Below are 20,984 nucleotides of genomic sequence, written 5' to 3' on the forward strand. Positions count from 1 at the left end.
AATAAACTCCTCAAGTTAGTATAGCTTTATAATAGAGTCTATTTTTTGGAATTATTAGCGCATTATTTTCTATTAATTATTCTAAAAAATAGAACTATAGAAAGGATTCAACCACGTCAGCAGCTTTTTCGCTCGCCGATACCTGTAATTGCTGGTGAATATTTGTGAATTGCTCCAATAAGGGCTCGTTGTCTTGCTCAATTAACTGAACTAGCGCTTGTTCGATTGCCTCTTCCGAAGCATCAGATTGAGCCAGTTCCGGCACAATTTCTTTACCCGCTAAGAGGTTAGGTAAGGAGAAAAAAGGCGCGTGAAATAAACGTTTAATGATTTGATAAGATAACCAATGAAAACGATAAGCTACTACCATAGGGCGTTTTATCAGCAAGGCTTCAAGCGCAACGGTTCCTGACGTTAGCAGTAAATAATTGGCTGCGGCCATAACTTTTCGACTTTCACCAACAGGTAACACAATATTCAGTTCGGGACTGTATTGGTCAACTAGTTCCCGAAATTGTGCGGCGCGAGCTTCGCTTATCATAGGCGCAACAAAGCGAAGTTCTGGGTATCTTTCTGCTAGTTTGTTCGCTACTTTCAAAAATACCGGCGCCATACGGGCAATCTCACCTTTACGACTTCCAGGTAAAATAGCCAGATACATAACAGCAGGTTCAAGTTCCAGCTCATTACGCGCTTCTGTTTGCTGCCATTGCATAGGAATATCATCTGCCAACGGATGACCAACAAAAGTTGCAGGCAATTGATGTTTATCGTAGAAATCTTTTTCAAAAGGCAATAAGCACAGTACGTGATCAACTGCTTTTTTTATGCCTTTAATACGCCCTTCTCGCCATGCCCAGACAGATGGACTGACGTAATGAATGGTAGAGATACCGGCTTTTTTAAGGCGAGCTTCAACCGTTAGGTTAAAATCAGGGGCATCAATGCCTATCATCACATCCGGTTGCTCAGAAATGAGATAGTTGACCAGGTTCTTTCTGTGTTTTAACAGCTTAGGAAGTTGCTGAAAGACCTCAGCAATGCCCATAACGGCCAAGTCATCCATGGCAAAGAACGAGTCCATTCCCCGTTCTGCCATTAAAGGCCCGCCGACTCCAATAAAAGTTGCATTGGGGTGACGCTTGGCAATGGCCTGCATTAGCCCGGCGCCTAGAAGATCACCCGAGTGCTCACCGGCAACAATAGCTATTTTAGGCGGCTGATTGCGGCTCATTACGGACGAATAATGCCTCGTGAACTGTTTTCAACAAAAGCTTTAAAACCATCCAATACCGGTTCATTTAATGCTGAAATACCTTCCAGGGCTTCGTCTACAGTAAGGCTGGAACGATACAAAATTTTATAGGCACGACGGACATTTTGAATTTGTTCGGGCGTATAGCCGCGACGCTTTAAACCCTCGGAATTGATTGTTCGGGGTTTGGCGTTATGACCCTGCGCCATCACAAAAGGAGGAATATCCTGAACGATAATAGAGTTAACCGCGGCAAAAGAGTGAGAACCAATATGACAAAATTGATGCACACCACTCATGCCACCCAGAATAACCCAGTCGCCTACGTGAACATGGCCAGCCAGAGTAACCTGATTAGCAAAGATATTGTCATTACCTATGACACAATCATGCGCAACATGTACGTAGGCCATAAACAGGTTATTATCGCCAATTTTAGTTAACGAGTTATCCTGCACCGTGCCACGGTGAATCGTTACCGACTCTCGGATAACGTTGTTGTCGCCAATCTCAAGCTCAGTCGGTTCGCCGTCGTATTTTTTATCCTGGCAGTCTTCACCAACCGACGCAAATTGATAAATGGTATTGTTCTTACCAATGGTTGTTGGGCCTTTTAAAACAACGTGTGACCGAATATCACAGTTGTCGCCGATAACAACATCGGGGCCAATAACCGTCCAAGGACCGACACTAACGTTCGTACCGAGTTTGGCGCTGGGGTCGATAATTGCGGTTTCGTGAATCACTTAAACTTCTCTTCTTGCACAAATAATTTCAGCAGTACAGGCAACGTCACCGTCAACTTCCGCGCGACCAGTAAATTTCCAGATACCACGGCGTTCTTTTTCGAAAGTAACAAAGAAATCAACAGTGTCCCCCGGGATAACCTGACGTTTAAAGCGGGCATTATCAATACCGGCAAAAAGGTACAAATCGTTTGCATTCTTTTTGCTTTCTGTAATTTTAAAACCTAATAAGCCACAGGCCTGAGCTATAGCTTCAAGCAACAACACTCCCGGGAAAATAGGCTTTGCCGGAAAATGTCCATTGAACATGGGCTCGTTAAAAGTCACGTTTTTTATCGCGTGTAACGAGTCTTTAGAGTTTGTTTCTATAACTCTGTCTATTAATAAAAACGGATAACGATGAGGCAGTAAATCTAGTACGCCCTGAATATCAAAACCTGATTCCGTAATTTTCAAATCTTTCACCTTACTCAGTTATTATCGTCAGCTTGTTTTTCTAACTCTTTGACACGCTTAAAAAGATCATCCAGCTGACGGAATCTCGCTCCATTACGTCGCCATTCACGATGCCCACTGGCAGGAATACCTGACGCATAAACACCTGGCTCGGTGATTTCTTTTATCACCATAGCAAATCCCATAATTTGCACGTCGTCACAAACACTGATATGACCGTTAATAGCCGAAGCCCCACCAATCATACAACGCTTACCAATGCGGCAACTGCCTGCTAGTACAGTACAGCCTGCGATAGCCGTATCTTCATCAATGAATACGTTATGCGCAATTTGACATTGATTATCAATAATACAGCCCGACGAAATAACCGTGTCGTCCAGAGCTCCGCGATCGACCGTTGTGCTGGCACCAATTTCAACATTGTCTTTAATAACAACGCGGCCTAGCTGAGGAATTTTTAGCCACTTGCCATTATCGGGAGCCCAACCAAAACCATCAGCACCAATAATTGAGCCAGAATGAAACAGGCAATCATCGCCAATAACACAACGGTGATAGATTTTAACGCCTGACCAAAGTGTGCACCCGGCGCCAATTTGCGTTTCCGGACCAATATAGCAATGCGGGCCAATACTGGTGTTATCACCAATTATAACGCCTTCGTCAATCACCGTATATTCACCAATGCTAACGTTCTGACCGATAGTAGCTGACGGTGCAATTTTCGCAGACTCTGCGATACCATGAGCCGGCTTCGGCGTGGTGTCTAATAGTTGAGCAATTCGCGCAAAAGCCGCATAAGGGTTAACTACCCGGATTGCATTATCTATCGCATCGCTATCGTCTTTTTCAGAGACAATAACAGCGCCGGCGGAGGTTGTTTCTAACTGACTTTTGTAACGGCTATTCGCCAAAAAAGCGATAGCGTCACCAGTAGCAGACTGCAAGGTCGCCACGCGCAAAATGGGGAGCTGCGAATTGCCTCGCACCTCCCCACCCACATGGTCAGCCAACTGCTGCAATGTGTACTCAGACATAAATTAGTTACCTGAAGTCATTTTCTCGACAACAGCACCAGACAAGTCATTATCGGCTTTCATGTAAGTAACCGCGTTACTTTCAAGAACCATGTCATAGTCTTTAGCTTCTGCAACAGCAGTAATCGCGTCCTGAACTTTTCCAAGCAACTTGTTACGTTCTTCATTTTGACGACGACGAGTGTCCTCTTGCAATGCTTTGCTTTTCAGCTGCGCTTCAGAGATAGTCTGCTCAAGATCTCGCTCTAGCTGAGTTTTCTCAGAAGCTGACATGATTGATGCATCGCGTTCTTGCTTTTGACGCAGTTCCTGAACTTTCTGTTCAAGCTGACGCATTTCCTCAAAGCGATCCTGAAACTCTGTTTGCAGCTGTTCGGAAATTTGCTCACGTTGTGGTAACTGCTGGAATACTTCCATCATATCGACAACACCAATTTTTTGCTGTGCCTGTGCAGCACCAGCAAAAAGCGCTGTTGAAACAGCAACTGCTGCAGCTGTAGATTTAATTAACTTTTTCAAGGTAAAACTCCTTCAAATTTTTTGTAACTATTATGTAATTATTATTATCAGAATGTAGTTCCGATATTAAATGAGAACACTTGGGTTTCATCACCCTCAACTTCTTTTAAAGCCCGACCTAACGAGAAAGTTAATGGACCCATTGGAGATATCCATTGCACAGACACACCAGCCGATGCGCGGAAATCTCCCGGTGAGCTATAGTCAGTTAACGGTTGTGGACTAGTATTTTCCAAGTCCTTGTATCTATCGTAGTCGAATTCAGTATCCCAAACCATACCAAAATCAACAAAGACACTAGTTCGTATGCTATTACGCATACCTTCGTCAACAAAAGGTGTCGGTACAATCAGTTCCAGTCCACCAGAGACTTTAGCGTTACCGCCTAAAGAATAGTTATTTTGTACAAACAACTGCTGGTTACCCGTTTCCGAACTGTAGTTCGGTGTTGGCAACCCGGTGAAATCCGGAATACCCTCAGAGTTGACCGACTCAGGTACAACATAAACAGCTCTCGGACCGACAGTATTCGGTTCAAAACCGCGTAAATCGCCCTGGCCACCAATACGGAAGTATTCCCAGAACGGTAAGAGGTAATCATTTCCAGCATCGTCTTCACCGTAACCGTTACCATAACCTAAATTCAGTCTGGTGAGAAATGACCACTGCTGGTCACGACTTAACGGATAATAGTGCTTGTACTCATAGTTTAAACGAAAATACTTTACGTCACTAAATGGCGCCGAAATTTCGGCACTAGCACGCTGCGAGGATCCACTAGTCGGGAATGTTCCACGATTAAGCGTCACCCGAGACCAACCGGCATTTAATTCATAAATATCGAAACTGATTGGTCGCTCCGGATTCTGGTCATCCAGATAAGAGCGGTAAAACTGCTGGATTTGCTCGATACTCTGGTTCTGCGAATTAACACTCACTTCCTGATTTTTATAACCCACGCCAAAGTTTAAGCGGTTAATTTCATCTATTGGAAAGCTAAGTCCCGTGGATAACCCATAGGTTTTCTGATTATAGTTAACGAGGTTTTGTGCATTACCTGCGTCAAACTCGCTCATATAAATCTGACCTGAGAGTCCAACACCATTCATAGTGAAATAAGGGTCGGAATACGACACACTGACGTTTTTATTAAAACGACTGGTACTGATATTGAACCCGACTCGGGTACCCGTACCTAAAAAGTTGTTTTGCTGAACACCTGCGTTAAGTTGCAGACCTGAGTAGTCTCCGTAACCAATACCCGCATTAAAGGAACCTGAAGGTTGCTCTTTAACCTTATAAGTCACATCTACCTGATCATCCCGGCCTTCAACCCGTTCAGTGGACGTTTCTACGGTTTCGAAATAGCCCAGACGCTCAAGACGAACTTTACCTTGCTCAATGTTGCTGTCAGACAACCATGCGCCTTCAAGTTGACGCATTTCACGGCGTAACACCCGGTCTTTGGTCGCGCCATTGCCTTCAAAATTAATATGACGAACGTAGACGCGTTTTCCTGGGTTTATCGAAAAGGTAATTTTAACCGTTTTATCTTCATCATCGTGCTCAGGGATAGCTCTAACTTCTGGATACGCATAACCATAGCGACCATAAAAGCGGCTGATCATGTCTTCAATATAAGTAACCTGTGCCGCGTTATAGAGCGTGCCTTTCTCAATTTTAGCAATTTTTCCAACCAACTCGTCATGGCCTTTTAAATCACCAATGACATCGGTCTCGCTAATTTTATATTTATCACCTTCACTGACATTTATAGTGATATAAATGCCTTCGCGATCCGGCGTCATAGAGACCTGTACAGACTCTACCCGGAAGCGCAAATAGCCGCGGTCACGATAAAATGACTCTAAGGTTTCCAGGTCACCGCTTAATTGTTGTTTCTGGTAACGCTTTTCGCCTATAAAGTTCCACCATGGAAGGCTATCCCGAAGTTCAAAGGTATCCAGTAATAGCTCATCAGCGAAAGCTTTATTGCCCACAATATTAATTTGCGCAATTTCCGCCGCATCACCTTCTTCAAAGTTCATGCGTAACTCAACACGGTTACGTGGCAAGTCCACAACCTGAACTTCCACCGACGCATTATATTTACCCACACTGTGATAAAAGTCTTCCAGACCTTTTTCAATGCCAGAAATAGTGGTTCTGTCTAAAGGTTCACCAGTAACAATATTATTATCAACTAAGCTTTCCTGAAGCTGCTCGTCTTTAATATCGCTGTTACCTTCAAAGGTGATTTCGGCAATGGTTGGCCGTTCACTAACAGTGAAGATCAAAGTGTCTTCACTTCTGCGCGCATCGATATAGTCGAAATGAGTAGAAGAATAAAGTGAGCGAATAGCGCTGCGAATTTGCAACTCGCTAACTTCGTCACCGACTCTCACAGGTATGTAGGTTAACGCAGCACCTAAAGCGACACGTTGTAATCCTTTTACTTCAATATCTTCGACAACAAATTCATCTTGTGCGTAGGCTGGTGCTACTGCACCTGCAATCATGGCACTCACTAACAGCTTTTTAAACGTCATTATCACTAGCTACTTATTGTTAATTCGTGACTCAGAATGCGAAACGGGCGATGTCATTTGATATTGCTAACGCCATCAACGCGAATACCAGCACCCCACCAATCCTATAGCAAACGTCTTGCACTCTTTCGGATACCGGCTTACCGCGCACCCATTCAATGCTGTAAAACATCAAATGACCGCCGTCTAATACCGGTAAAGGTAATAAATTAATTATCCCTAAATTGACACTTAACAGCGCCAAAAAACTTAAAAAATAAACGAACCCATTGCTGGCACTAACTCCAGCACCTTCGGCAATACTTAAAGGCCCTGCCAGGTTCTTTACAGAAACATCTCCGGTCAGCAGTTTACCTATCATTTTCACGCTAACAACCATCAATTCCCAAGTTTTTTCTGCGCCTTTCGCTAAGCCGCTAAAAAAACCATATTGATGCGTGAAAACGTAATCATCTGGCAAAGGCTCTGTTACCGGAACTACGCCAAGGTAGCCTATGACACCATTTTGGCTTTCCCGTTCCCCTATTTGAACAGAAATTTGCTGCTCAACCTGATTCCTCTGAACCGTAAATAAAACGTCCTGTCCCGCCGATTCAGCGATTATTTTACGTATTTCAGTCCAACTTTCGACACTTTCATCACCAATTCGGGTGATTGTGTCACCTTCTTTTAATCCGCCGGCCTCGGCTGGGGAGCCACTTTCTACCTGGCTAAGTTCGGTATAAACAGCAGGTTGATAAACCTCAATTCCCAAACTGCCAAAGGTCGATTCCGTTTCCGGATCAAACTGCCAGCCACTTAAATTCAGTGTGCGTTTTACTTCATCACCGTCCGGCGTTCTTAATGTGAGTACTGTTTCATCGTCGCCAATTGCCGACATAAGCCCCAGCTGAACCTGTTGCCAGTCATAGGCTTCAACATTATCAACTGAGAGAATTTCGCTACCTCTTTCAAGCTGAGCTTCGGCTGCAACAGAGTCGGCTTTTACATCGCCGATAACCGGTTTCACCGTGGGAACACCAATGCCAAACATCAACCATAAAACAGCGACCGCTAAAACAAAGTTCGCGATTGGACCGGCAGCAACTATCGCAAAACGTTTATATACTGATTGCGCGTTAAAGCTAACATCTCGCTCTTCCTCGCTGACATCATCAATACGTTCGTCCAGCATGCGAACGTAGCCACCAAGGGGAATAATCCCCAGTTGATAAACCGTGCCTTCTTTGCCTTCACGTTTCCATATAGCCCTGCCAAAACCTACCGAGAAAGTTAACACTTTTACACCGCAGCGGCGCGCAACCCAAAAGTGCCCAAACTCGTGAAAAGCAACTAAAATACCGAGAGTTACAACGAAGGAAAAGAAATACCAAATTGCGTCTATCACTGTGCGTACTCCTGCAACCATTTATTGGCTGCTAAACGCGCTTGTTTATCTATGGCTAACAGCGTCTCTAAGCTATCGGCCTCATCAGCTTGTATTGACTGCAATACCGAATCACAAACTTTTGCAATATCAGTAAAACCAACCTGTTCTTGTAAAAATGCAGCAACGGCAACTTCGTTCGCCGCGTTTAAAGCAGTAGTGGCCCACTGCCCTTCCCAACATGCTTCTATCGCCAACTGTAAACACGGATAACGTTGTGCTTCGGGCTGCTTAAAGGTCAGTTCGGCTATTTGAGTAAAATCTAAGCCCGCAACACCGCTTTCTAAACGCTCTGGATAACCCAACGAATGGGCTATAGGCGTGCGCATGTCCGGTTCACCCATTTGAGCAAGTACGGAACCGTCGGTGTATTGCACCATAGAATGAATAACGCTCTGCGGGTGAATAACAACTTTCAGTTGGTCACGCGAACAATTGAATAACCAGCGGGCTTCAATGTATTCCAGCCCCTTGTTCAGCATGGTGGCGGAATCCACTGAAATTTTCCGACCCATGGACCAATTTGGGTGATTGCATGCCGCACCAGGGGTTTGTTGCGGCAACTCCTCAAGAGGTATATCGCGAAACGGACCGCCGGAGCCGGTTAACAGTAAATACTGAATGCCATGCTCCGCTAACGCCATAGTACCAACCTGTTGCTGCGCAGCCTGGGGTAAACACTGAAAAATAGCGTTGTGTTCGCTGTCGACCGGAATAATTCTAGCGCCGGAACGTTGAGCATGATCAATAAACAACTGACCGCTCATAACCAGAGCTTCTTTATTGGCTAACAGTACATCTTTACCTGCGTCAATCGCAGCTAGTGTCGGTGATAGTCCGGCCGCACCGACTATAGCCGCCATAACCACATCCACCTCAGCGTCCGAACTGACCTCAGCTAAAGCCTGATCTCCATACATAACCTGAGTTGAAGTCTGTTGACCGAGAAGTGCTTTAAGCTCAGCAGCAGCATTGTATGAACCCATAACCGCGTATTGCGGATTATGCTTTACACAAAGCTCAGCCATAGCACTAATCTGGCTATGGGCTGTTAAGGCAAAAACCTGAAAGTCATCCGGATGCCGTGAGACAACGTTCAATGTGTTTTGACCAATAGAGCCGGTTGCTCCCAAAACTGTTATTCGACGCATAGGTTTAATGCAAAAACTCCAGATAAGCTAAGGTGAAAATAGGCACTGCAGCGGTAAGACTGTCAATACGGTCAAGAATTCCCCCGTGCCCGGGTAAAATTGAACCGCTGTCCTTAACCCCTGCACTACGCTTAAACATGCTTTCGTTTAAATCACCAAATACTGAAGCAACCACAGTAAACAATCCGGTTAAGTAATAACCGGTAAACTGATCGGCAGGCACTTTAGTCCAGTGCGCCACAACCATCATCACTACAAAAGCTAAGGTCACACCACCACAAAGGCCTTCCATTGTTTTACCCGGGCTTACCGCTGGCATCATCTTATTACGGCCATAACGCACGCCGGCAAAATACGCACCAACATCAGCAGCCCAAACCAGCAGTAAAATAAAGAGAACCACCCAGCCACCAAAGAAGCGCGACTCATCAATATCAATTGAGCGAACCGTGACTAATGCCGCCCAGGTAGGAATAAAAATTAACAAACCAAATACACCGACAATGGCTCGGGTTCGTGACCACATACGTCGGCTGGAGGGATAATTTACGATCATTGCCAACGCAACGACCCACCAGACACCGCCAGCTAAAATAGTGTAGTAGATGAGTTTAGAGAGCTCACCGCCCTCCCACAAATGCTCGTAGGGAGCCAGCCAGGACAACACGCCAATTATGGCACCGACAAATAAGGTGTAAGCGATGCGCGCTGAAATGCGACGCACGCCCATTAGCGGAGACCATTCCCAGGCGCCCAGCATAAGGACCCCCTGAATGAAAAGAGCAAAGCCCCACAACGGCAGCATAAAAACACCGTACAGTGCCACCGGAACCAGCAATAGTGCTGTAATAATACGTTGTTTTAGCAAGTGTTATTCCTCTATCCGAGTTTCTATGCCTTGCATTAGCACGGTTAATTGTTCGCTCGTTAAACCAAAACGGCGTTCCCGTTGCGCAAAATCTGTAATTGCCTGAGCAAAGGCCGTATCGTCAAAATCAGGCCATAATACTGAGGTGAAATACAGTTCGGCATAAGCCAGCTGCCATAAAAGAAAGTTACTGATACGATGTTCACCGCCTGTACGAATAAGTAAATCCGGCAAAGGCTGGTCTGCCATCATCAATTCGCCTGCTATTGTCTGTTCAGTAATTTCCGCCGGTTCTATTTCACCCGCTTTCACTCTCTCAGCTAATCTACGACTGGCTTGTGTAATATCCCACTGACCGCCGTAGTTCGCCGCTATGTTTAGATTGAGTCCGCTGTTACTTCGCGTTTGCTCTTCTGCTTCACTCATGCGCTTTTGCAAACGCTTTGAAAAAGCCTCTTTGTCACCAACTATGCGCAAGCGAATATCGTTGTCATCTAATTTTTTAATTTCGCTTTTCAGTACTGACATAAACAATTCCATCAATACCGAGACTTCAGTTGCCGGACGCTTCCAGTTTTCACTACTGAATGCGAACAAAGTCAGTGACTCAATACCGTTACGGCGAGCAAAAGCAACTGCCTTGCGCACTGCTTCCGCGCCGGCTTTATGCCCGAAGGTTCTTATTTTACCGCGTTGTTTCGCCCAGCGCCCGTTACCATCCATTATAATGGCAACATGCTTGGGGACTAACTGCTCAATTGACGGTAATTCTTTCATTCAATCTGCCGTAAACATTAAAAAACGCCGTGCGAGTATACCTGACACGGCGTCATAGACCAACGTAGGGACGGTTTGATGGTTAAATTTCCATCAAATCCGCTTCTTTTGCTTTCAGAGCTTCATCAATTTGCTTCACGAATTTATCGGTCAGTTTTTGAATCTCTTCTTCAGCATTACGTTCTTCGTCTTCAGTAATTTCTTTCTCTTTCAGCAGATCTTTAATATCGCCATTTGCATCGCGACGAATATTACGTACCGCAATACGCCCGTTCTCAGCTTCGGCACGAACAATTTTAACTAAGTCGCGACGACGCTCTTCTGTCAACGGAGGTAATGGAATACGAATAACTGCGCCTGCTGAGGCCGGATTCAGACCCAAATCAGAATTAATAATGGCTTTTTCAACTGCCGCTGAAGCTGACTTATCAAACACTGTCAGAGCCAGAGTTCTGGAGTCTTCCGTGGTGATATTAGCTAACTGCTTAAGAGGCGTGTCAGTACCGTAATAGTTCACCATGACACTGTCCAGTATGCTTGGATGAGCACGACCCGTACGCACTTTTGACATTTGACTGCGCAGCGACTCAACACTTTTTTCCATGCGATCTTTAGCGTCTTCTATAGTTTCTTTTATCACTGTCTTATACCCTTTTATTCAATAACTGCGTTTACTCTGCGTTCTTGCTAATCAGTGTACCTTCTTCTTCACCCATTATCACGGCTCGTAAGGCACCCGGCTTATTCATATTAAACACCCGGATAGGCAAAGCGTGATCACGCGCCAGAGTAAAAGCCGCTAAATCCATTACTTTTAACTGTTTTTCCAGTATATCATCGTAATTAATATGCTTATACAAAGTCGCATCCGGGTTACTCACCGGGTCATCAGAATATACTCCGTCAACCTTGGTTCCCTTAAGTACGACTTCAGCTTCAATTTCGATACCGCGCAAACAAGCGGCAGAATCTGTAGTAAAGAACGGATTACCGGTTCCCGCAGAAAATATCACTACACGTCCTGATTTTAGCAAACTGATGGCTTCTGCCCAGTTGTAACTGTCACAAACACCGGTCAATTCAATAGCTGACATTAAACGTGCGTTAACAAAGGCACGGTGTAAAGCGTCGCGCATAGCCAGGCCATTCATTACAGTGGCCAACATGCCCATGTGGTCGCCCACAACCCGATTCATACCCGCTTTTGCTAAGCCTTCTCCACGGAATAAGTTACCGCCCCCAATGACTAAACCAACCTGAACCCCAAGTTCAACCAATTCTTTAATTTCCTGCGCCATACGATCAAGTACTTTGGCGTCAATACCAAATGGCTCATCTCCCATAAGGGCTTCACCACTGAGTTTTAACAATATGCGTCGATAACTGGGTTTCGGATGGGTGCTCATCATTGCCTCTACTCTTTCCTTTAGTTTAAAAAAAACCGCGTCCTGAACGCTCAAGACGCGGTTTATAATTTTCTATTTCATGGGGCTGGTCGAGACCACGCTATTAGCCTTTACTCGCTGCCGCCACTTGTGCCTGAACTTCAGAAGCAAAATCTTCTTCTTTACGTTCAATACCTTCACCCACTTCAAAGCGAACGAAAGTCACAACATCAGCACCAGCTTTCTTCAATAACTCACCAACAGTCATTGATGGATCTTTAACGAAAGGCTGACCTGTCAGGCTGATTTCGCCGGTAAACTTACGCATACGGCCTTCAACCATTTTTTCAGCAATTTCTTTCGGCTTACCGCTTTGCATTGCGATATCAACCTGAATAGAACGCTCTTTTTCTACAACTTCAGCTGCAACGTCTTCAGGCTTAACGAATTGCGGGCTGCTTGCTGCAACATGCATGCACAGGTCACGAGCCAGATCTTCGTCACCGCCAGTTAAAGCAACAGCAACACCAATGCGGGCACCGTGAGTATAAGTCGCAACAACGTCGCCAGCTTCAAGAGTTTGAACACGACGAACGTTCATGTTCTCGCCAATTTTAGCCACTAAATCTTCACGAGTTTTCTCAACAGTCTGACCATCGATGTCAGTTGTTTTTAATGCTTCAACGTCATTTTCTTTATTAGCAAATGCTGCGTTGATAACTTTATCACCGAATTCCAGGAAGCTGTCATCGCGAGCAACAAAGTCGGTTTCACAGTTCAGTTCAACCAAAGTTGCCTGATTACCTTCAGATTTAACTAAGATAACGCCTTCAGCCGCAACACGGCCTGCTTTTTTAGCTGCTTTTGCCTGACCGCTCTTACGCATCAGTTCAATTGCCGCTTCCATATCACCGTCGACTTCCTGCAATGCTTTCTTGCAGTCCATCATGCCAGCGCCTGTGCGCTCGCGCAGTTCTTTAACTAGAGCTGCTGTAATAGCCATGATTCTATTCCTCGATTATTCAGTTGCTTCGACGAAATCGTCTGAGTCTTTCGCTTCAACTTGCGCTGTACGTGCTTCTTTTACCGCTTCAGCTGCAGTGTTCAAGTATAATTGAACCGCACGGATTGCGTCATCGTTACCTGGAACAATGTAGTCCACACCGTCAGGGTTAGAGTTTGTATCCACAACAGAAACAACTGGAATGCCCAGGTTATTTGCTTCTTTAATAGAGATGTGTTCGTGATCTGCGTCGATAACAAACAGAACGTCTGGTAAGCCGCCCATGTTTTTGATACCGCCTAAGCCTTTTTCCAGCTTTTCCATTTCACGAGTATTAACCAAAGCTTCTTTCTTGGTCAGTTTCTCGAAAGTACCGTCCTGGCTCATTGTTTCAAGGTCTTTTAGACGCTTGATTGATTGACGAACTGTTTTCCAGTTAGTCAACATGCCGCCTAACCAACGGTGGTTTACATAGTACTGACCACAGTTAATGGCTGCTTCTTTAACCGCTTCAGCTGCTGCGCGCTTAGTACCAACAAACAGGATTTTGCCTTTGTTAGAAGCAACGTGCTGCATATAGCTCAACGCGTCGTTGAACATAGGCACAGTTTTTTCGAGGTTAATGATATGAATTTTGTTACGAGCACCAAAAATGTAAGGTTTCATTTTTGGGTTCCAGAAACGAGTTTGGTGACCGAAGTGGACACCCGCTTTCAGCATGTCACGCATTGACACGTTAGCCATAATATTTTCCTTTTTAGGGGGTTAAGCCTCCATACATCCCATAAGCCGACCTGTTCTTAGACAAGCACCCCGCCTTATGTGTCGATGTATGTGTGGATTATAATTTACATACAAGTGTACTTTGTTGGCATAAGGCCAAAAAAGCGTGCGTTTTATACCATAAAGCCGAGCCCTGCACAACAAAAAACCTTCGCTAACTTCTGCTTTGACCCACCTCAAAGATAGCGAATTTTATCAGTCACTGTTAAACTGTCGGCTTTTCCAGCAGTCATGGACAGGAAGAGAATGACCATCTCAATTAAGACACCCGAAGAAATCGAAAAAATGCGCGCCGCAGGCAAGCTCGCTGCCAGTGTGCTTGAAATGATTGGTGAGCACATCAAACCCGGCGTAACCACGGAAGAACTGGATGATATCTGCCATAAGTACATCACGGATCATAACGCCTATCCAGCACCATTAAACTATCACGGTTTCCCTAAATCGATATGTACGTCGGTTAACCATTGTGTCTGTCATGGTATTCCTGGCCCGAAAAAACTGAAAGACGGCGATATCATGAATATTGACGTTACCGTTAAACTGGATGGTTACCATGGCGACACTTCGAAAATGTTTGTTGTGGGTAAACCTTCAATAATGGCCGAGCGGTTAATTAAGGTAACTCAGGAGTCGCTTTATAAAGCCATAGAAATGGTCAAGCCAGGTATCAAGCTGGGTGACTTTGCTGAAGTTATTCAGAAACACGCCGAAGGCCATGGCTATTCTATTGTTAGAGAGTACTGCGGTCACGGTATTGGCTCTGTATTCCATGAAGACCCACAAATTCTGCATTACGGTGAGGCAGGTACTGGCGAAGAGCTAAAAGCCGGTATGTGTTTCACTATTGAACCTATGGTAAATGTGGGTAAGCGCCACACTAAACTGATGAAAGACGGCTGGACCGTACTGACTAAAGATCGCAGCTTAAGTGCACAGTGGGAACATACATTATTAGTTACCGATAACGGTGTTGAAGTACTGACACTGCGCAGTGATGAGCCTGACTTAGCGCGAGTTATCGAGCACAGCTAACGCATTTGCAGGGGGAGCCTATGGCTAACGTTCAAGAAGATAAAGACTTTCACGGGCGCTGGCCTGACCGAACCCTGCAACCTTGCCTAAAAGACTACAAAGCGCTTTTAGAAAGTTACCAAAACTGGTCTGCAGCACGTTTTGTTACCGCCGATATCGATGAGCTGGTTCATCACCGTGCGACCTTCTTTGACCAGCTAATTAGCCAGTTGTGGCAGCAATTTCAGCTTGAAGACGAGCCGGCAAGTATTTTAGCTGTGGGTGGCTATGGTCGTGAGACTCTGCACCCGGGTTCAGATATCGACCTGCTCATTTTAGTGGGCCCTGAAAATGCTGAAGCCGAAGCTAAGTTGTCTGAAAAACTCGGACAGTTTGTTACCTTTTTATGGGACCTGCACCTGGATATCGGCCATTCGGTACGTACTATCGAAGACTGCTTCGCTCAGTCAGAAAACGATATCACGATAGCCACAAACCTTATTGAAAGCCGATACCTCTCAGGAGCTGAATCGCTTTACAATGAATTTCATCAACAGTTGTTAAATGACTTCCCCTGGTCAAGCCGCGATTTCTATCAGGCCAAGCTGGATGAACAAAAGCAGCGCCACCAGCAATACCACAGTACATCTTATAACCTGGAACCGAATATTAAATCGAGCCCCGGAGGGCTACGTGATATTCAGACCGTAGGCTGGATTGCTAAACGTCATTTCCGTACTCACTCAGATGAAAACCTGGTTGAGTACGGTTATATGACAGCCGATGAATTCGTTGAACTGCGTGACTGCATGAACTGGCTATGGCGCATACGCTTTGCCCTTCATCTGGAAGCAGGTAAACGCGAAGACCGCTTACTCTTTGACTTTCAGCCAGGCGTTGCTGTTCGTCTGGGCTACGGTAATGACGGTAAGGCATCCGTTGAAACCATGATGAAAGATTACTTTAAAGTGGTCTTACGCGTCAGCGAGCTTAACCAGATGCTTCTGCAGTTTTTTCATCAGGCGATATTAGGAACACAGGACTTACAACACGCTGAACATATTAGCGATGACTTTGCGGTTGCGAATAAACTGTTAACAGCACGCCACGACAATGTATTTGATAATCACTGCAATATTATCCGCGCTTTTGTCTGCATTGCGGAACACCCGCAAATACAGGGCATACACTCGAATACCATACGTTTACTCAGAAATGCCCGAGCCCAATTAAGCGAACCGTTAAGCCATGACCCAGAATGCCGCGACTTATTCAATCAGCTGATTCAGCATCCCAGAGGCTGTGGTTTGTCCTTTGCACTGATGCATCACCACAGTGTACTGGCAAGCTACCTGTCGCAGTGGCAACAAATTGTCGGGCAAATGCAATTTGACCTTTTTCACGCTTACACAGTGGATGAACACACCTTTCGTTTAGTGAGAAACTTATACCGCTTTAGCGACGAAGATTATCAGGATCAGTTTCCACTATGCGAGAAGCTGGTTGCACAAATGGATCGTCGCTATTGCCTGTATCTGGCGGGTATTTTCCATGACATAGCTAAAGGTCGCGGCGGCGATCATTCAGAGCTTGGCGAAATGGATGCGCGTAATTTTTGCCATCAACACGGTTACAGTGAAGAAGACGCAGAGCTGGTGGCCTGGCTGGTGCGGCATCATTTAACCATGTCGGTTACCGCGCAAAAGCGGGATATCCATGACCCCGAAGTCATCCAGGACTTTGCGAATCAAGTTTCTACGCCCGAGCGGTTAGACTACCTTTACTGTCTTACGGTGGCAGATATTCGCGCAACCAACCAGTCGCTTTGGAACAACTGGAAAGCAACTTTACTGGAAGAGCTTTATAACGCCACTTCGTACTTACTGCAGCAGGACAGCAATAAGCCTACCCTGGATATTCGCCAAAAAATAAATGAAAATAAAGCCAGTGCAATGGCATTACTATTAAGCGCAGGCTTTGAAAAAGCTGAGATTCTGGCGTTATGGGGGCGTTTTACCGCAGATTATTTCTTCCGCCATACGGCAGAGCAAATCAGTTGGCATTCACAGCATATTCTGAACCTGCCAAGCGAGCAGTTGCCGCTCATTCTTATTGGGGATGAGAACAACTACGGCACAACTGAGTTGTTTATCTACCACCACGAAGAGGGGCATTTGTTTGCCTCGGTTGCGGGCGTGCTGGACAGTCAGCAACTCAACATTCTGGACGCACAAATTCTGGCTACCCGCGATGGCTTTGTCATGGATACTTTCGTTGTGCTGCAACGGGACGGCAAGCCGTTAACAGAACCTCATCGTATTGAGGAGGTAAAACAACAATTGCTGGATGTCCTGCATAAACGGATACCCGTTCCCAGCACTAAGCGGCCATTGTCGCGTCGCATGAAGAACTTTTCGGTGGCAACTGAGGTCACCTTTATACCCAGTAAACACCACGGCCGTACCACCTTCGAACTGGTAACACTGGACAGGCCGGGGCTTATTGCTAAACTTGCCGCTATTTTGCAGCAACAGAACGTTATCCTGCTGGCAGCAAAAATCACCACCATAGGCGAGCAGGCAGAAGATTTATTTATTGTCACTACCGAGCAGCAAACCGCCCTTAGCGACAAACAGAAAAAAACATTGAAAGCAAAAATTATCAAAGACCTGGAGTTTTAAATTCTTATCATGGAAAACATAAAACAGCGCATCATTGATGCATTTGAACAACGTGATCAAATCAATGCTCGAACCGAAAACGACGACCTACGCGAAGCTGTGCGTTACGTTATCGACGAGATTGACCGCGGCGAGTTACGGGTTGCAGAAAAAGTTTCCGGTGAATGGGTTGTTCATCAATGGCTTAAGAAAGCGGTTCTGTTGTCATTTCGCTTAAACGACAACGACCTGATTGAAGGCGGAGAAACCCGCTTCTGGGACAAAGTCCCGGCCAAATTTGCTGACTATGACAGTGCCCGTTTCCGTGCCGAAGGCATGCGGGTTGTACCACCCGCGATGGTTCGTAAAGGTGCCTTTATCGGCCGCAACGTTGTCGTAATGCCATCGTACGTTAATATTGGTGCACACGTTGGTGAAGGCACTATGGTGGATACCTGGGCTACCGTGGGCTCTTGTGCGCAAATTGGAAAAAATGTTCACTTATCCGGCGGGGTTGGTATCGGTGGGGTTTTAGAACCATTGCAGGCTAATCCGACTATTATTGAAGATAACTGCTTCATTGGTGCGCGCTCAGAAATTGTTGAAGGCGTTATTGTTGAAGAAGGCGCGGTGATTTCCATGGGCGTTTACATTGGCCAGAGCACGCGTATTTATGACCGCGAAAATGACCGCATTCTATATGGTCGCGTACCTTCAGGTTCCGTTGTTGTACCAGGTTCATTGCCTTCTGCAAACGGAACGCACAGCCTTTACGCTGCCATCATTGTTAAGCGGGTTGATGCTAAAACTCGTGCCAAAGTGGGTATCAATGCCCTGCTACGCAGCGCGGAATAACTTTTACTTAAGAAATGGCTGGTGAAACTCATCCGGCAGTGGTATTTCCAAATTGATGGACTCGCCACTGACCGGATGTTTAAAGCTAAGTCCAGTCGCTGCCAGCAGTAAACGGTGGCAATTAAAGTGCTCGCGAAAAAAGTTATTATGCCGTCCATCACCATGGTTTGTATCACCAACAATGGGATGCCTAATGTGTGCCATGTGTCTACGTAATTGATGCTTGCGCCCCGTTTCCGGTTGCATCTGAACCAGTGAATACCGTGTGGTGTCATGTTTTTTACTGACTTTATAAGGCAGTTCAATCTGCTTTAAACATTGATAATGCGTTACCGCCGGCTGCTTATCTTTATCCGGATCCGCGTCTTTATCAGCAAGCTTATCCAGTTCTTCTTTCAGCGCGTAATCGATAGTACCGTTTTCTGGTACGTAGCCTCGGACCACAGCGTGGTATGTTTTGCTCACTTCGCGCGCGGTCAGTTGCTCTGTCAGAGTACGGGCGACATCGCTGTTTAAGCCAAAGATCAACAAACCGGATGTAGGGCGATCTAAACGATGAACAGGGTAAACGTGGCAGCCAAGTTGATTCCGCAGCATCTGCATTGCAAACTCGCGGGCACCGCTGGCTATACGGCTTCGATGAACCAATAAGCCACTGGGCTTATTAATAACGGCAAGGTGCTCATCCAGATAAACAACTTCTAACTGACTCACCGTTAAACATCTTCCTGCAAGGGGTCAGTTCCGCTGAGCAACACATCAAATTCACGTATCAGTGCAATAAGTTGTTCGTATTGTTCCAGCTCGCTGCGGTAGATATGCGCAGCCATGGGGCTAACGGCAATACCCTCAGGCAAAGGGCGCTTGCTATCCACTAAGGCCCACATTCGGGGAAGCATAATAAACTGCAACCACTGATGAAACTCCAGCGTGTCGACAGCAAAAGGCTGCTGACTCTCTAACGCCTGCACCGGCGGGTGGTGAGACTGCCATAAGCCAAGACTGTTCAGTTCACGCTCTATTCTATCCAGCAATCGAGCGGCTTTCTGATACTGCTCCATATCAGACTCCGTTACCACATCATTGTATAAACCGATATAATGGCGCCATAGTGATTTAATACGCCTTAAAATTCAAGCAAAAAGGGAGCGCCTGTGTCAGCACCGACCATCACCACCTTGGGTGAGTTTTTGCAAGCCGGCCAAGCCGAATACAAAATTTTTGATATTGGCAGATGCCTGACGGAGCTGTCTCAAGAAGAGTTTGCAGCCATTGAGCAACAACAGCGTCCGTACCCCTACCCCATTGCGCGGCAAGCTCAATTGGCAATACTGTTCCAGCATAAACAACATGACCAACAGCCTTTTATTTGGTTTTTGCAATTTCCGTTGGACGAGCGCGGTCTTTTAAATATAGCCGCACGTAATCAATACCTGGAGTATGTGGTCAATGCATTGGGCCATGAAATAACCGGAGAAATGACCGAAGAGCAGCAAAAGCAGCTGCAACAAAACCCGTATTTATTAACGCCGAATGAGCAACAGCGCGCGGCTTTGCATGCCCGGGTTCAGCGCCAGCAAAAGTTGTCGCCGTCTATACATTTTGAAACGGCGGAAGCGTATTTAAAGCAGCCTGAAAGCGGCATAGACTGGCAACAAATGGGCTTGCAGGGGTTACATGACTGCGCTGCCCGGTTAGAGCAATTGCCGGAACTGAGCAAAGCCATAGCAACGCATTTCTCTCATTATCCGAGTGCGGTGCGCCAGCCGTTGGCGGTTGCGCTTGAGCAACAAAGCCTGACGCCACCGGTAAGAGACGCTCTTCTGCAAAACCTCGAGAGCAGTAATGCTCAACTATGCACTGACAGTTTGCGTGCGCTGGCCTCCGCTTCAGCTCATCCTCGGGTAAAAAAGGCAGTAAACAAGCTGGTTCCACATGCCAATGCCGATCAGCTCGTTGTTATTGCTGCGCGTTTATGGCCCGTGCTTTGCGAAGAGCAAAATTTGTTGCGCTACTTAGACGCCATAGCAGAGCTTGATAATTCACTGTTTGATGCCTTATTCCAGGATATTATTGCCCTGCCGGACATACGTCCGTTACTGTTATCTATTATTGCTCAACAAAAACAGTCTGCGGCGGTTAATGAAGCATTAAACCGATTAAAACAACAGACTCAGGGAAGCTGATGAATTTACTCGATGTCATTGTTTTACTGGCGCTGGCAACCGCAATATGGGTGTTTTGGCAACACCGCCAACAGTCAGAAAGCGCACAAAAACATGCAGTATTTTACTGTAAGCAGCAGGGGCTTCAGTTTTTAGATATTCGTCGCGAGGACACGCGCTGGTCTTTTAAAGGCAGCCAGCCGGGCTGGCGTAGTACTTTTAAAATGGGCTTTAGTAGCGACGGCGAAACTCGTTATGAAGGCGACTTAACCCTTCATAACCAGCGTTTGGTAGGTGTTGAGCTACCGCCGTTTCGAATTCCCGCGCAATAA

The 20,984-nt window shown here is 45.9% G+C and carries 21 protein-coding genes; 5 read left to right on the forward strand and 16 right to left on the reverse strand.

The genetic code is table 11. The features are described from left to right. Positions 1 to 94: 94 nt before the first annotated feature. The 14 genes from lpxB to rpsB all read right to left on the reverse strand — a co-directional run bounded on the left by lpxB (position 95) and on the right by rpsB (position 13,919). The gene (gene lpxB / locus IL_RS04240) at positions 95 to 1,234 is read right to left on the reverse strand and encodes a lipid-A-disaccharide synthase (protein WP_011234083.1); all 1,140 of its coding nucleotides are present in this window, start codon (positions 1,232 to 1,234) and stop codon (positions 95 to 97) included. Beyond that, the gene (gene lpxA / locus IL_RS04245) at positions 1,234 to 2,001 is read right to left on the reverse strand and encodes an acyl-ACP--UDP-N-acetylglucosamine O-acyltransferase (RefSeq protein WP_011234084.1); all 768 of its coding nucleotides are present in this window, start codon (positions 1,999 to 2,001) and stop codon (positions 1,234 to 1,236) included. The genes lpxB and lpxA overlap by 1 nt, the downstream gene beginning before the upstream one ends. Continuing rightward, positions 2,002 to 2,457, reverse strand: a complete 456-nt coding sequence (gene fabZ / locus IL_RS04250) for a 3-hydroxyacyl-ACP dehydratase FabZ (protein WP_011234085.1) — start codon at positions 2,455 to 2,457, stop codon at positions 2,002 to 2,004. It lies immediately after the preceding gene. A gap of 14 nt (positions 2,458 to 2,471) precedes the next feature. Then, the gene (lpxD, locus tag IL_RS04255) at positions 2,472 to 3,497 is read right to left on the reverse strand and encodes a UDP-3-O-(3-hydroxymyristoyl)glucosamine N-acyltransferase (RefSeq protein WP_011234086.1); all 1,026 of its coding nucleotides are present in this window, start codon (positions 3,495 to 3,497) and stop codon (positions 2,472 to 2,474) included. Positions 3,498 to 3,500: 3 nt separating this feature from the next. Continuing rightward, the gene (locus IL_RS04260; RefSeq protein ID WP_011234087.1) at positions 3,501 to 4,016 is read right to left on the reverse strand and encodes an OmpH family outer membrane protein; all 516 of its coding nucleotides are present in this window, start codon (positions 4,014 to 4,016) and stop codon (positions 3,501 to 3,503) included. A gap of 47 nt (positions 4,017 to 4,063) precedes the next feature. Further along, on the reverse strand, positions 4,064 to 6,565 hold the full coding sequence (gene bamA, locus IL_RS04265) for an outer membrane protein assembly factor BamA (RefSeq protein WP_011234088.1): 2,502 nt from the start codon (positions 6,563 to 6,565) through the stop codon (positions 4,064 to 4,066). 31 nt (positions 6,566 to 6,596) lie between these two features. Next, a complete protein-coding gene (rseP, locus tag IL_RS04270; protein WP_011234089.1) occupies positions 6,597 to 7,952 on the reverse strand; it encodes a sigma E protease regulator RseP in 1,356 nt (451 codons plus the stop codon). Continuing rightward, positions 7,949 to 9,142 carry a 1-deoxy-D-xylulose-5-phosphate reductoisomerase gene (gene ispC, locus IL_RS04275; RefSeq protein WP_011234090.1) on the reverse strand — a complete coding sequence of 398 codons (1,194 nt, stop codon included), beginning with the start codon at positions 9,140 to 9,142 and terminating at the stop codon, positions 7,949 to 7,951. The genes rseP and ispC overlap by 4 nt, the downstream gene beginning before the upstream one ends. Before the next feature lie 4 nt (positions 9,143 to 9,146). Beyond that, entirely contained in the window at positions 9,147 to 10,010 is an 864-nt protein-coding gene (locus IL_RS04280) for a phosphatidate cytidylyltransferase (protein ID WP_011234091.1), read from the reverse strand. Between the two features lie 3 nt (positions 10,011 to 10,013). After that, the gene (gene uppS / locus IL_RS04285) at positions 10,014 to 10,787 is read right to left on the reverse strand and encodes a polyprenyl diphosphate synthase (protein WP_011234092.1); all 774 of its coding nucleotides are present in this window, start codon (positions 10,785 to 10,787) and stop codon (positions 10,014 to 10,016) included. Positions 10,788 to 10,869: 82 nt separating this feature from the next. Further along, on the reverse strand, positions 10,870 to 11,427 hold the full coding sequence (gene frr, locus IL_RS04290) for a ribosome recycling factor (protein ID WP_011234093.1): 558 nt from the start codon (positions 11,425 to 11,427) through the stop codon (positions 10,870 to 10,872). A 31-nt stretch (positions 11,428 to 11,458) separates the two neighbouring features. Then, a complete protein-coding gene (gene pyrH, locus IL_RS04295) occupies positions 11,459 to 12,193 on the reverse strand; it encodes a UMP kinase (RefSeq protein WP_016341299.1) in 735 nt (244 codons plus the stop codon). A 103-nt stretch (positions 12,194 to 12,296) separates the two neighbouring features. After that, the gene (gene tsf / locus IL_RS04300) at positions 12,297 to 13,175 is read right to left on the reverse strand and encodes a translation elongation factor Ts (protein ID WP_011234095.1); all 879 of its coding nucleotides are present in this window, start codon (positions 13,173 to 13,175) and stop codon (positions 12,297 to 12,299) included. Positions 13,176 to 13,190: 15 nt separating this feature from the next. After that, complete coding sequence (rpsB, locus tag IL_RS04305; RefSeq protein ID WP_011234096.1) at positions 13,191 to 13,919, reverse strand: 30S ribosomal protein S2; 729 nt, start codon at positions 13,917 to 13,919, stop codon at positions 13,191 to 13,193. Positions 13,920 to 14,204: 285 nt separating this feature from the next. Between rpsB and map the strand changes: the two genes are divergently transcribed. From map to dapD, 3 genes are read left to right on the forward strand one after another with little or no spacing between them, the layout of a single operon-like run. After that, positions 14,205 to 14,993, forward strand: coding sequence for a type I methionyl aminopeptidase (map, locus tag IL_RS04310; RefSeq protein WP_011234097.1), 789 nt, complete (start codon positions 14,205 to 14,207; stop codon positions 14,991 to 14,993). A 20-nt stretch (positions 14,994 to 15,013) separates the two neighbouring features. Next, positions 15,014 to 17,653: a [protein-PII] uridylyltransferase gene (glnD, locus tag IL_RS04315; RefSeq protein WP_011234098.1), complete on the forward strand. Its 2,640-nt coding sequence runs from the start codon at positions 15,014 to 15,016 to the stop codon at positions 17,651 to 17,653. Positions 17,654 to 17,662: 9 nt separating this feature from the next. Next, positions 17,663 to 18,487, forward strand: coding sequence for a 2,3,4,5-tetrahydropyridine-2,6-dicarboxylate N-succinyltransferase (gene dapD, locus IL_RS04320; protein ID WP_011234099.1), 825 nt, complete (start codon positions 17,663 to 17,665; stop codon positions 18,485 to 18,487). A gap of 3 nt (positions 18,488 to 18,490) precedes the next feature. Here dapD and truC read toward each other — a convergent pair whose 3' ends face one another. Both truC and IL_RS04330 read right to left on the reverse strand, forming a co-directional pair. Then, positions 18,491 to 19,201, reverse strand: a complete 711-nt coding sequence (gene truC, locus IL_RS04325) for a tRNA pseudouridine(65) synthase TruC (RefSeq protein ID WP_011234100.1) — start codon at positions 19,199 to 19,201, stop codon at positions 18,491 to 18,493. 2 nt (positions 19,202 to 19,203) lie between these two features. Next, complete coding sequence (locus IL_RS04330; RefSeq protein ID WP_011234101.1) at positions 19,204 to 19,548, reverse strand: YqcC family protein; 345 nt, start codon at positions 19,546 to 19,548, stop codon at positions 19,204 to 19,206. A gap of 93 nt (positions 19,549 to 19,641) precedes the next feature. Between IL_RS04330 and IL_RS04335 the strand changes: the two genes are divergently transcribed. Further along, positions 19,642 to 20,673 (forward strand): DUF3549 family protein, encoded by a 1,032-nt coding sequence (locus IL_RS04335; protein ID WP_011234102.1) that lies wholly within the window; start codon positions 19,642 to 19,644, stop codon positions 20,671 to 20,673. After that, complete coding sequence (locus IL_RS04340) at positions 20,673 to 20,984, forward strand: DUF3301 domain-containing protein (RefSeq protein ID WP_011234103.1); 312 nt, start codon at positions 20,673 to 20,675, stop codon at positions 20,982 to 20,984. Before IL_RS04335 ends, IL_RS04340 begins: the two co-directional genes overlap by 1 nt.

This window comes from Idiomarina loihiensis L2TR (genome assembly GCF_000008465.1).
GTDB classification, from domain to species: domain Bacteria; phylum Pseudomonadota; class Gammaproteobacteria; order Enterobacterales; family Alteromonadaceae; genus Idiomarina; species Idiomarina loihiensis.

Coding starts and splice junctions, on each gene's coding strand:
- lpxB (WP_011234083.1), bottom strand. CDS start 1,234: ATGAGCCGCAATCAGCCGCCTAAAATAGCTATTGTTGCCGGTGAGCAC.
- lpxD (WP_011234086.1), bottom strand. CDS start 3,497: ATGTCTGAGTACACATTGCAGCAGTTGGCTGACCATGTGGGTGGGGAG.
- bamA (WP_011234088.1), bottom strand. CDS start 6,565: ATGACGTTTAAAAAGCTGTTAGTGAGTGCCATGATTGCAGGTGCAGTA.
- ispC (WP_011234090.1), bottom strand. CDS start 9,142: ATGCGTCGAATAACAGTTTTGGGAGCAACCGGCTCTATTGGTCAAAAC.
- uppS (WP_011234092.1), bottom strand. CDS start 10,787: ATGAAAGAATTACCGTCAATTGAGCAGTTAGTCCCCAAGCATGTTGCC.
- pyrH (WP_016341299.1), bottom strand. CDS start 12,193: ATGAGCACCCATCCGAAACCCAGTTATCGACGCATATTGTTAAAACTC.
- tsf (WP_011234095.1), bottom strand. CDS start 13,175: ATGGCTATTACAGCAGCTCTAGTTAAAGAACTGCGCGAGCGCACAGGC.
- rpsB (WP_011234096.1), bottom strand. CDS start 13,919: ATGGCTAACGTGTCAATGCGTGACATGCTGAAAGCGGGTGTCCACTTC.
- map (WP_011234097.1), top strand. CDS start 14,205: ATGACCATCTCAATTAAGACACCCGAAGAAATCGAAAAAATGCGCGCC.
- glnD (WP_011234098.1), top strand. CDS start 15,014: ATGGCTAACGTTCAAGAAGATAAAGACTTTCACGGGCGCTGGCCTGAC.
- dapD (WP_011234099.1), top strand. CDS start 17,663: ATGGAAAACATAAAACAGCGCATCATTGATGCATTTGAACAACGTGAT.
- IL_RS04330 (WP_011234101.1), bottom strand. CDS start 19,548: ATGGAGCAGTATCAGAAAGCCGCTCGATTGCTGGATAGAATAGAGCGT.
- IL_RS04340 (WP_011234103.1), top strand. CDS start 20,673: ATGAATTTACTCGATGTCATTGTTTTACTGGCGCTGGCAACCGCAATA.